Source organism: Rhodospirillales bacterium (assembly GCA_016872535.1).
Taxonomy (GTDB): domain Bacteria; phylum Pseudomonadota; class Alphaproteobacteria; order Rhodospirillales; family 2-12-FULL-67-15; genus 2-12-FULL-67-15.
Map to the genome: position 1 here is coordinate 1 of VGZQ01000094.1, position 10,177 is coordinate 10,177.

The window sequence follows — 10,177 nt, forward strand, 5'->3', positions numbered from 1 at the left end:
GCCTGATCCGCGCCCATTCCTTGTCGTTCAGCCAGTAAAGATGCGCCATCCCAGCCTCCGTTCTCCTCGGAGGCTTGAATCACATCTTCGTAGCGTTGAGAATCCCCTAATTGAGTACAGACCCTAGAGCAAGCCATGGAATCGGAGAAACCGCGAAAGTAATTTGTTCGCAAAGAATTCCGGCTTCCTTGGAACGATTCGACCGCTGGTTTTTCCGCTACCAGAAAAGCGAATTGGCGCGATGGATTATTCTCGAATGGGGCGCTCCGATCACTTTGGGATTATGGGCGGTCGCTTTGACGTTTCCAGCCGAACGGATCGTCGCGCTTTTTAATTGAAATTTTGGAATCGATATAGATACGAACGGCCAAGGAAAGGCGGCGCCAAGCCCTCACGGCTCGTTCTTTTTCGCCGGATCGACGTGACGTTCGACATTCATGGCATGATGGAGAATTCGGACGACGAAAATACCGCCGCCTTCGATCATGTAGAAAACAATATGGTGACCATGGTCATGGCGGAGTAGCCCGGGCTGGATGTCGTCCACCGGCCGGCCCAGGCGCGGATTTTCCGCCAGCATCCGGAGGCAGTCGCTCAAGCCGAGGAAATAGGCATCGGCTTCGGCCTCGCCGAAGGTCCGGTACGAAAAGACGTAGATATCGTCGAGATCGGCGTCGGCCTTGTTGGAAAGAACGTAGTCAGCCATGCCGTAGGCGGGCTTTGGCCGCCGTCATCACGTCCTTGGCCTTTCGCAGGCTGCGCCCGCTCTCCAAGCCTTCGCGGATGGCGGCTTGCAGCGCCTCGCGCCGCTGCTGGTCGTGGCGGATCAGGTCCCGAATGTAGTCGCTGGCGTTGGCGTAGGCGCCGCCCTTCACTTGGGACTCAACCCATTCCCGCATGGGATCGGGCAGGGAAACGTTCATCGTGGCCATGGGAATCTCCTCTACCCGTACGATGGCATATTTTGACAAAGAATGCCATAATTAGCGACGGCGCGTTGGTTATCAACGGCGAAAAGATCAAAGCGGCGGCGGAATAAGGTGCGTTATCAATTCCCGCTGCGCGCGGTTTTGAATAATTCGGCCGGCTCCGCCTCGGCGATCTGCCGCTCGGTCGCGGCCTTGTCCTTGAGGAAGCGCGCGAGGTCGGCGCCCTGAAGCTTCGGCCCGACCGGCATTTTCACCTTGAGCGGGTTGGTTTGCTGGCCGCCGACCAGGATTTCGTAATGCAGATGCGGTCCGGTCGAGCGCCCGGTCGAGCCGACGTAGCCGATCACGTCGCCCTGGCGCACGCGCTTGCCGGCGGCGATGTTCCTGCCGAAGCGGCTCAGGTGGGCATAGGCGGTCGCGTACTGGCCGTTGTGGCGGATACGCACGTATTTGCCGTAGGCGCCGTTGAATTCGGCCATGGCGACGGTGCCGTCGCCGGCGGCGTAGACCGGCGTGCCGATGGGCGCCGCGAAATCGACGCCCCGGTGCATGGCGGTGTAGCCGAGAATCGGGTGCAGGCGCTTGCCGAAGCCGGAAGTCAACCGCGCGCCGTCGATCGGCGTTTTGAGCAGCGCCTTTCGCACGCTTTCGCCCTTGTCGTTGAAATAATCGGCATGCCCGTCGGTCATGACGTGGCGCCAGATGGTTTTGGTCGCGCCCGACAGCGTCAGCGCCGCGAAGCGGATCGCGCCGGCGTGAACCGCCAGGCCATCCTCGTTGCGCACCGATTCGAACACCACCTCGAACGAATCGCCGGCCTGGATTTCGCGCTGGAAATCGACGTCGTAAGAGTAGGCGCGGATCAGTTCCGCCAGCACCGGCGCCGGAACGCCGGCGGCCCTTCCGGCGAGATAGAGGCTGGAATCGATGGTCCCACTCGCGCGCAAAAGGACCCGCGAGAGTTCGGGACGCACGTCGTTCGCGATGAAGCCGCCGTCCTCGGTCCGCGCGACCTCGATCTTGCGGCTGTAGTCAGGCGCGAAGGAGAGCCCCTCGAAGCGCGGGCTGGCTTCGTCCTCGCCGGCGGCGATGGACCAGGCGATGTCGACGCTGAGGCCGCTCTTCAGCGACTTCGGATCGAACACGCCCTTGAGCGCGGCAAGCGCGGCGCCGGCTTCGTCGCGCGGGACGTTGGCGCGCGCGAGCAGGGCTGCCAATGTGTCGCCCGCGCGCACCGGAACGGCACGAGTGTAATCGGCGCGCGCCGGCGCTTCGAACGCCGCGTCGGTACCCGGCTCATCCGGCACCAGGCGTTCCGGTCCGTACAACCAGGAGAACGTCGGCGCGACCAGGGGATGGCCGATCGACAGCGGCGCCTTGATGAAGGTTTCGGAATCGGCGCCGAGGCGGGCGAGAGCGTTGACGACCGGTTGCGGCGGAAAGGCAATCAGCGCCGCGAGCGCGAGCGTGCCGGCCGACAGCGCCGTCACCGGCAAAAAGGCTCTCAAAAGCATACGATATGTTCCCCAGGCGTGTTGGCCGCAGCATGCGAAGGATGGCTTCGGCTGTCAAGAACAGCCGGCCGAATAGGCGCGCGATATCAAGGATATGGTTAACCGGGTTAAGAACGGATTAGCGCGCACCGATCCGGCGCGACCCCGAGCGTCGCGAGAGATCGCGAGATCGGTTACTCTTCCGGCCGAAGGGAGAGGGACATGGAACCGTGCGATCTTTCCGCGGTCGCGGCGCGGCGTTTGATCGGCGCGAAGAAGCTGTCGCCGGTCGAACTGCTGGAAAGCTGCCTCGCCCGGATCGCGGCGGTCAACGGCGCGTTGAACGCGTTCGTGGCGCTCGACGTCGAACGCGCGCGTAAAACCGCCCGCGAGGCCGAAGCCCGGCAGACGCGGGGCGATCCGCTGGGCCCGCTGCACGGGCTTCCGATCGGGATCAAGGATTTGGAGGCGACCGAGGGCCTCCGCACCACCTGGGGCTCACGGCTTTACAAGGATCATGTGCCCGCTGCCGACGAGCCGCACATCCGCAACATCCGCGCCGCCGGCGGTATCGTGCTCGGCAAAACCAACACGCCCGAGTTCGGCGCCGGGTCCAACACCGTCAACGATGTGTACGGCGCGACCGGCAATCCGTTCGATCCCGAGAAAACGTGCGGCGGTTCCTCCGGCGGTTCGGCGGTGGCGCTGGCGGCGGGCATGGTGCCGCTCGCGACCGGCACGGATTACGGGGGGTCGATCCGCACGCCGGCCGGGTTCTGCGGAGTGGTCGGATTCCGGCCATCGCCGGGCCTCGTTCCGTACATGGCGCGCGCGAGCGGGTTTACTCCACTTCATGTTCTGGGACCGTTGGCGCGCACGGTCGAAGACGCGCATCTGTTGCTCAAGGCCGAAGCCGGCCTCGACAAACGGGACCCGTATTCGTCCGCGGATGCCGCGCGCCTGCCAGACCGGCTGGTCGCGGCGGACTTGTCGTCGCTGCGGGCCGCCTTTTCCGCCGATCTCGGGTGCGCGCCGATCGATGACGCGATCCGCGACGTTTTTATCCGGAAAGTCGCTTCCTTCCGTTCCGCGTTCCGAACCGCCGAAAATCGCGACCCCGACCTCGGCCCGGCGCTCGATGTCTTCGAAATCCTGCGCGGGCTTTATTGCGTGGGCGAACATGGAACGCGACTGGAAAAACATCGCCACTTGCTCGGCCGCAACGTCATTGATGGAACCGAGCGGGGGCTTAAATACACCGTCGCCGATGTCGCCTGGGCGCAGGTCGAGCACACCAAGGTTTACCAGCGGTTCAACGCGCTCTTCGACGGGGTCGACGTGCTGATCTGTCCGGCGACGGCGATTTCGCCGTTTCCCCATGCCCGTCTATTCATTGACGAAATTAATGGCCAGAAGCTTCCGACCTATATGAGCTGGTATACGATAGCGTATGCCCTCTCGCTGGTAGTGCCGGCGATCGCCGTGCTACCGTGCGGGCGCGACCACCGTGGAATGCCGTTTGGCATTCAGGTCGTGGGCCCCAACGGGTCCGACAACCGCGTGCTCGGCATCGCGCTCGCACTTGAACAGGTCCTGGCCCGCGATCCCGAAACCGCGCGCCCGATTCCGGATCTCGCCAAACTTTCGGGCTCGGCGGGCGGAACCGCCGGGACGAAGACCAAACCAGGACGATAACAGGGAGGTTCTTATGACGACCAAGACGAAAATCGTGCTCGCGGCGTGCGTTGCCGCATTGGCGACCGGCGCCAGCCCGGCGCGTGCCCAGGAAACGGTCAATTACGGCGTGCAACCGGCGACCATGCCGATCTACATCGCCAAGGCACTCGACCTGCTGACCCCGATCGAAAAGAAGCACAACATCAAAATCGTGTTTCGCTCCTTCGCCTACGGGGCGCCGGAGAATCAGGCCCTGGCGGCGGGTGAACTGCAGATCGCTTCCGCGGGCATGGGTCCGGCGGTGATCGCGGCCTCGCGCCTACCGGCGACCCTGGTCGCCATCACCATCCTCGAACAGACGGCGATCATCGTGCCTAAGGATTCCAAGGCCAAAACGGTCGCCGACCTCAAGGGCCAGAACGTCGCTTTTCCGGGCGAAGGCTCGCAGCAGTATCCGCTGCTGCTGAAGGCGCTCGCCGACGCGGGCCTCAAGGAATCCGACATCAAGCTGTTCAAGACCGACGGCGCGCAGGTGCCGACCCTCTTGCAGAACAAATCGGTCGCGGCCGGGATTACCTGGGATCCGCACGTCTCCAACGCGCTCGCCGCCGGGCATTCGCGCGTCCTGATCAAGGCCGAGAAGATCATGCCGATCATGCAGGGCCATTACGTCGGCAACGGCGAGTACGTGCGCGACGACTTCCTCGCCAAGCGGCCGGACGTGGTTCAGGACCTGATCACCGCCAATGTCCAGGCGATCGACTACATCCTCAAGGATCCCAAGGCGGCGGCCAAGCTGTGGGCGAAGGAAATCGGCTTTCCGGAAAACGTGATCAATTATTCGCTGTCGGAAGGCATTTCGGTCTACAGCAAGAACGTGGTCCCGACCAAGGCGATGATCGATTCCTACGCCAAGTTCCTCAAGGACGCCAAAATCCTGAAGCCCGAGGATAATCCGAAGATCAACCCGACCTTCGCCGAAAAAGCGCTGGCGATGGTGAAATAAGACGATCGACGTCGGACGCAACCGCGCGGGCGGGTTAACCCCGTCCGCGCGTTTACGGGTCACGCGGCCATGTCCACGCCTCACAGCGAACGCGCGTCCGGCCTCGAGGTGCTCGGGCGACTGCTGCCGTTCGTCTACGCCGCGATCTTCATCGTCGCGGTCTGGCTGGCGGTGGTCGCGATCTTCAAGCCGCACGAATCGCTCCTGCCGCAGCCGTGGGCGGTGGCCCGGCATCTCGGCGAGTTGATCGTCTCGGGCGAGCTGTTCCGCCACATCGGGGCGAGCCTGACGCGCGTGCTGTCGGCGTGGTGCCTGGCCGCCGTCATCGCCATTCCGCTTGGCCTCGCCATGGGGCGCATCCCGCGTTTCGAGCGCCTGGTCGATCCGGTGGTCGAGTTGATCCGGCCGATTTCGCCGTTGGCCTGGATTCCCCTCGCGATTTTGTGGTTCGGCATCGGCGAATTCGGCAAGATTTTCGTCGTGCTGGTTGGCACCTTCTTTCCGACCCTGATCTCGACCGTCGCCGGGGTGAAGCGGATCGATCCGGTCCTGATCCACGCCGGGCAGGTGCTCGGCTGCAACGATCGCATGTCGCTGTTCCACAAGGTGGTGCTGCCGGCGGCGCTGCCCAACATCATCACCGGATTGCGCATCTCGTTCGGCACCGGCTGGGCCGCGATCATCGCCGCCGAACTGGTGGCGGCGCGCTCGGGGCTCGGTTACCTGATCTCCAACGGCATGGAAATCCTGCGCGCCGACAAGGTTCTGGTCGGCATGGCGGTAATCGGCGTGCTGGGTGTCGCGTTCGACGCCCTGTTCCGGTTCATTCACCGGCGGATTTCGTGGGGGGCGGTGTGATGGGCGCGGCCGGTTCCGCCATCGCCGTGCGTGGCATCGCCAAGGTCTTTCGCACCGAGGGCGGCGAGACGGTCGAGGCGTTGCGGCCGACGACGCTGGAAGTCGGCGCGGGCGAGTTCGTGTCCCTGGTCGGGCCATCGGGCTGCGGCAAGAGTACGCTGCTCAACATCCTCGCCGGCCTGCTCGCGCCGTCGGCGGGGGAGGCCTTGGTCGACGGCAAGCCGATCTCGGGCCCGGATATCGATCGCGGCATGGTGTTTCAGAGTTACGCCCTGTTTCCATGGCTCGATGTGCTCGGCAACGTCGAATTCGGGCTCGAACGCAAGGGCGTCGCCCGGGCCGAGCGGCGCGCGATCGCGCTCGATTACCTGCGTTCGGTGGGACTCAAGGATTTCGCCGCCAAGCAGGTACACGAACTGTCGGGCGGCATGAAGCAGCGCGTCGCCATCGCGCGCGCGTTCGCCACCGATCCCTCGATCATCCTGATGGACGAGCCGTTCGGCGCGCTCGACGCGCTCACCCGCCGCGCCCTGCAAAAGCAGTTGCTCGCGATCTGGCAGGAACATCGCAAGACGGTCGTTTTCGTCACCCATTCGGTGCTGGAAGCGATCGCGCTTTCCGATCGGATCGTGGTCATGACCGCGCGCCCGGGCGAGATCAAGTCGATTCGCGCCGTCGACCTCGCTCATCCGCGCGACTCGACGACGGATTCGTTCCGCGATCACGAGCGCACCATATACGCCGATCTCGACGCCGAACTGGCGAAAAGCTTCGCCCTCGAAGGCCAGCTCGCCGATTGACCCCCGGATTTTGTTTGCGCGATTGCCTGGCGGCGAAAGGGCGGGCATAAACTAGCAGGACCGCGCCCGTCCGCGCGGCGCCACCAGGGGGGCCGTTTACCTTCCACGCCCATGCGCCCATCCTATCCGCGTATCCGGATCTTCGGCCGTATCGGCCGCTGGGTGGCGTTTTTCCGCAAGTTCGGCCCGCTCGCCGGTCCCTATTGGAGTTCCGAGGGCAAATGGCCCATCCGCGCCATGACCGCGGCGCTGATTGCGCTTACCGTCCTGCAGATCGTGATCGCAACTTCGATCAACCTGTGGATCGAGCATTTGTTCGATTCGCTCGAAACCCGCGACCTGGAACGGTTCCTGTGGCTGATCGGGGCGGCGGCGCTGATCATCGCCGCCAATATCGTGATCACGATCTTCCATCTTGTGGTCAAGCGATGGATCAAGATCGGCTGGCGCAAGTGGCTCACCTACCGGATGCTCGGCGAATGGATGGCGGACGGGCGGCACTACAAGGTGACCCTGTTTCCGGGCGCGCATACCAATCCCGACGGCCGCATCGCCGAGGACATCCGGTTCGCGACCGATAACGCCATCGACCTCGCCCATTCGCTGCTCTACGCGATCCTGATTCTGGTCAGTTTCACGACGATTTTGTGGAACCTGTCGGGCCCGCCGGAGATGAGCGTCGGGGGCGTATCGCTCTATATTCCCGGGCATCTGGTGTGGATCGCGGTGTTCTACGCCGCGATCGGCACCGTGATCGCGCTCCGTCTCGGGCTGCCCTTGATCCGGGCGCAAAACCTGCGCCAAACGACCGAGGCGGACTTCCGTTTCGGCCTCGCCTACGCGCGCCAGCACAGCCTGCAGGTGGCGCTGCTGCGCGGCGAGGACAACGAGGATCGCAGCCTGCGCGCGCTGTTCCGCAGCGCGATCCGTTCCTGGAACCTGCAGACCCGGGCGCTGGTCAGCCTGTTCTACTTCACCTCGGCCTGGTGGGTGCTGTCGCAAGTGTTCCCGATCCTGGTCGCTTCGCCCCGCTACATCGCCGGCGCCATCACCCTCGGCATCCTGATGCAGACGGCGCAGGCGTTCCAGCAGATGGTGGGCGCCATGTCGTGGCCGGTCGACAACGTGAGCGCGGTCGCCGACTGGCGCGCCTCGGTCGAGCGCGTGCTCGGCCTCAGCGACGCGCTCGAGGCGGCGCGGCGCAACGGCACGCACGACGCGCATGCGGGTATCCGGATCGCGCGCGGAGATGCCGATACGCTGGTTTTCGACCGGCTGTCGCTGGCCGAGGCCGACGGCCGGGCCGCGACGAAACCGATCACGGCCGTGATCGCGCCCGGGTCGCGCGTGCTGGTCGCGGGCGACGCGGCCATCGGCTTCAAGCTGCTCAAGGCGCTCGCCGGCCTCTGGCCGTGGGGGAGCGGGCGGCTCATGTTGCCCGCCGAGGGCGAACCGTTTTTCGCCTCGCGCCGGCCGTACCTGCCGCTGCGCGCGCTCAAGGCGATCGTCGCTTATCCCCAATCACCAAGAAATTTCACCGACGCCGAAGTCGTGCAAGCGCTTCAGCGGGTCGGCCTCGGCGGGCGGGCCCGCGATCTCGACCGGCGCGCCCATTGGGGCGAAATCCTGACCGAGGACGAGCAGCGCCGGCTCGGCGTCGCCCGTATCCTGCTGTTCCGGCCGCGCTGGATTTTGATTCAGGAAACGTTGGACGCCATGACGCCGGATTCGCGCGCGGCCATGCTGCGGGTGCTGGCCGGCGAAGCGGCGGACGCCGCCATCGTCATGGTCGGCCAGGCGCCCGAACTCGCGGCCTTCGCCACCCACCGCCTGGATCTCGACGACGGAACCTTCAGCGCGCTCGCCGCCGTGCCGCCCGCGCGGACCGGATGAAGTCGCGATACCAGGCGTAGGACGCCTTCGGCGTCCGCTGCTGGGTCTTGTAATCGACGCGGACGATGCCGAAGCGCTGGCCGTAGCCCGAGCCCCACTCGAAATTGTCGAGCAGCGACCAGACGAAATAGCCGCGCACGTCGGCGCCCCGGCGCATGGCCGCTTCCATGGCGGCGGTGTGCATCTTGAGATAGCTCAGCCGGTGCTTGTCCTCGACGCGGCCGCGCGCGTCCGGGGTTTCGCCCGAGCTCGCGTCGTTGCCGCCGCAGCCGTTCTCGGTGACGTAGACCGGCAATCCGTAGCGCCGCCAGACCTCGACCAAGGTATCGGCGAACATCTCCGGGAACACCGGCCAGCCGATGTCGGACTTGGGCGCGTCGGCGGGCGCCGAGCCCCAGCCGAACCCGTGCACCGAGTTGGAATCGGCCTTGGCGAAAATCGGCCCGTAGTGGTTGAGGCCGAACCAATCGACCGGGCGGCAGATGCGCGCCATGTCGCCGGCAACGACGTATTTCTCGATCGCGCGCGCGAGCCTCGGCGGATAGTGGGCGAGGATCTGCGGATCGGGAAACGCCAGGTTCCAATGCTCGTGCAGGTCGGCGGCGGCTTCGCGGTCGGCGGCGGTGTCCTTTTCCGGGATGATCGGCTGGACGTTGTGGATGGCGCCGACGGACGCCTTGGGCGCCAGCGCGCGCACCGCGTCGACGCCCGCGCCGTGGGCCAGGTTGACATGATGAATCGCGCGCAAGTGCTGCTCGCGGTCGGTGATGCCGGGCGCGCCCCAGTCGATGGCGTAGCCGAACAGCGTGAAGACCGAAAACTCGTTGAACGTCGCCCAGCGCTTGACCCGGTCGCCGTAGCGGCGCGCGACCAGCGCCGCGTAATCGGCGAACCAGCCGGCGCTGTCGCGGGCGGGCCAGCCGCCCGCTTCATGCAGCGCCTGCGGCAGGTCCCAGTGATAAAGGCAGAGCCAGGGATCGATTCCGGCGGCCAAGACCGCGTCGATCAGCCGGTCGTAAAAATCGAGGCCCTTGTCGTTGACCGCGCCGCGTCCCTCGGGCAGCACGCGCGGCCAGGCGACGGAAAAGCGGTAGGCGTCGAGGCCGAGCCCCTTCATCAGGGCGACGTCCTCGCGGTAGCGGTGATAGTGGTCGCAGGCGACGTCGCCGGTATCGCCGTTCGCGACCTTGCCGGGGATGCGCCCGCGCGCGTCCCAGATGCTGTCGCCGCGCCCGTCTTCCTGGGTCGCGCCCTCGATCTGGAAGCTCGACGTCGAGCAGCCCCAGACGAAGCCGGCGGGGTATTTGAACGACGCGCGTTTGGCGGATTTTTTCGTGCGGGGTGCGGGCATGGCGATCAGAATTTGAGAGGCGATGGCGGAGGAGGCAGTCCGGCGCGAACTCGTCTCCGGATGATTTCCCTGTTTAACAGGGAAAATACAGGGAATTTTTCGCGAAAAGCACCCGTTGGAGGCGAGCAACCATCAAATTCACGCGGCACTGCAACATGTTAGAACCAAAT

General features: G+C 65.1%; 9 protein-coding genes. 5 read left to right on the forward strand and 4 right to left on the reverse strand.

Going from position 1 to position 10,177, the window contains the following annotated elements:
* Window positions 1-391: 391 nt before the first annotated feature.
* From FJ311_14375 to FJ311_14385, 3 genes are all read right to left on the reverse strand, one after another.
* Window positions 392-706 (reverse strand): type II toxin-antitoxin system RelE/ParE family toxin, encoded by a 315-nt coding sequence (locus FJ311_14375; GenBank protein ID MBM3952624.1) that lies wholly within the window; start codon window positions 704-706, stop codon window positions 392-394.
* Window positions 699-932 carry a type II toxin-antitoxin system ParD family antitoxin gene (locus FJ311_14380; protein ID MBM3952625.1) on the reverse strand — a complete coding sequence of 78 codons (234 nt, stop codon included), beginning with the start codon at window positions 930-932 and terminating at the stop codon, window positions 699-701. Before FJ311_14380 ends, FJ311_14375 begins: the two co-directional genes overlap by 8 nt.
* Before the next feature lie 116 nt (window positions 933-1,048).
* A complete protein-coding gene (locus FJ311_14385; GenBank protein ID MBM3952626.1) occupies window positions 1,049-2,443 on the reverse strand; it encodes a M23 family peptidase in 1,395 nt (464 codons plus the stop codon).
* A gap of 201 nt (window positions 2,444-2,644) precedes the next feature.
* Here FJ311_14385 and FJ311_14390 point away from each other — a divergent pair, with 201 nt between their 5' ends.
* The 5 genes from FJ311_14390 to FJ311_14410 all read left to right on the forward strand — a co-directional run bounded on the left by FJ311_14390 (window position 2,645) and on the right by FJ311_14410 (window position 8,656).
* Window positions 2,645-4,117 carry an amidase gene (locus FJ311_14390; protein MBM3952627.1) on the forward strand — a complete coding sequence of 491 codons (1,473 nt, stop codon included), beginning with the start codon at window positions 2,645-2,647 and terminating at the stop codon, window positions 4,115-4,117.
* A gap of 13 nt (window positions 4,118-4,130) precedes the next feature.
* Window positions 4,131-5,105, forward strand: coding sequence for an ABC transporter substrate-binding protein (locus FJ311_14395; protein ID MBM3952628.1), 975 nt, complete (start codon window positions 4,131-4,133; stop codon window positions 5,103-5,105).
* A 69-nt stretch (window positions 5,106-5,174) separates the two neighbouring features.
* Window positions 5,175-5,963 (forward strand): ABC transporter permease, encoded by a 789-nt coding sequence (locus tag FJ311_14400; GenBank protein ID MBM3952629.1) that lies wholly within the window; start codon window positions 5,175-5,177, stop codon window positions 5,961-5,963.
* Window positions 5,963-6,763, forward strand: a complete 801-nt coding sequence (locus FJ311_14405) for an ABC transporter ATP-binding protein (GenBank protein MBM3952630.1) — start codon at window positions 5,963-5,965, stop codon at window positions 6,761-6,763. Before FJ311_14400 ends, FJ311_14405 begins: the two co-directional genes overlap by 1 nt.
* 111 nt (window positions 6,764-6,874) lie before the next feature.
* Window positions 6,875-8,656, forward strand: coding sequence for an ABC transporter ATP-binding protein/permease (locus FJ311_14410; GenBank protein ID MBM3952631.1), 1,782 nt, complete (start codon window positions 6,875-6,877; stop codon window positions 8,654-8,656).
* Here FJ311_14410 and FJ311_14415 read toward each other — a convergent pair.
* Window positions 8,616-10,007, reverse strand: coding sequence for a beta-glucosidase (locus FJ311_14415; protein ID MBM3952632.1), 1,392 nt, complete (start codon window positions 10,005-10,007; stop codon window positions 8,616-8,618). The two genes, FJ311_14410 and FJ311_14415, sit on opposite strands and share 41 nt — an antisense overlap.
* Between the last annotated feature and the right edge of the window lie 170 nt (window positions 10,008-10,177).

What these genes read in the sequence shown, in the direction of transcription:
- FJ311_14375 (MBM3952624.1), bottom strand. Translation starts at nt 706, where the DNA reads ATGGCTGACTACGTTCTTTCCAACAAGGCCGACGCCGATCTCGACGAT.
- FJ311_14380 (MBM3952625.1), bottom strand. Translation starts at nt 932, where the DNA reads ATGGCCACGATGAACGTTTCCCTGCCCGATCCCATGCGGGAATGGGTT.
- FJ311_14385 (MBM3952626.1), bottom strand. Translation starts at nt 2,443, where the DNA reads ATGCTTTTGAGAGCCTTTTTGCCGGTGACGGCGCTGTCGGCCGGCACG.
- FJ311_14390 (MBM3952627.1), top strand. Translation starts at nt 2,645, where the DNA reads ATGGAACCGTGCGATCTTTCCGCGGTCGCGGCGCGGCGTTTGATCGGC.
- FJ311_14395 (MBM3952628.1), top strand. Translation starts at nt 4,131, where the DNA reads ATGACGACCAAGACGAAAATCGTGCTCGCGGCGTGCGTTGCCGCATTG.
- FJ311_14400 (MBM3952629.1), top strand. Translation starts at nt 5,175, where the DNA reads ATGTCCACGCCTCACAGCGAACGCGCGTCCGGCCTCGAGGTGCTCGGG.
- FJ311_14405 (MBM3952630.1), top strand. Translation starts at nt 5,963, where the DNA reads ATGGGCGCGGCCGGTTCCGCCATCGCCGTGCGTGGCATCGCCAAGGTC.
- FJ311_14410 (MBM3952631.1), top strand. Translation starts at nt 6,875, where the DNA reads ATGCGCCCATCCTATCCGCGTATCCGGATCTTCGGCCGTATCGGCCGC.
- FJ311_14415 (MBM3952632.1), bottom strand. Translation starts at nt 10,007, where the DNA reads ATGCCCGCACCCCGCACGAAAAAATCCGCCAAACGCGCGTCGTTCAAA.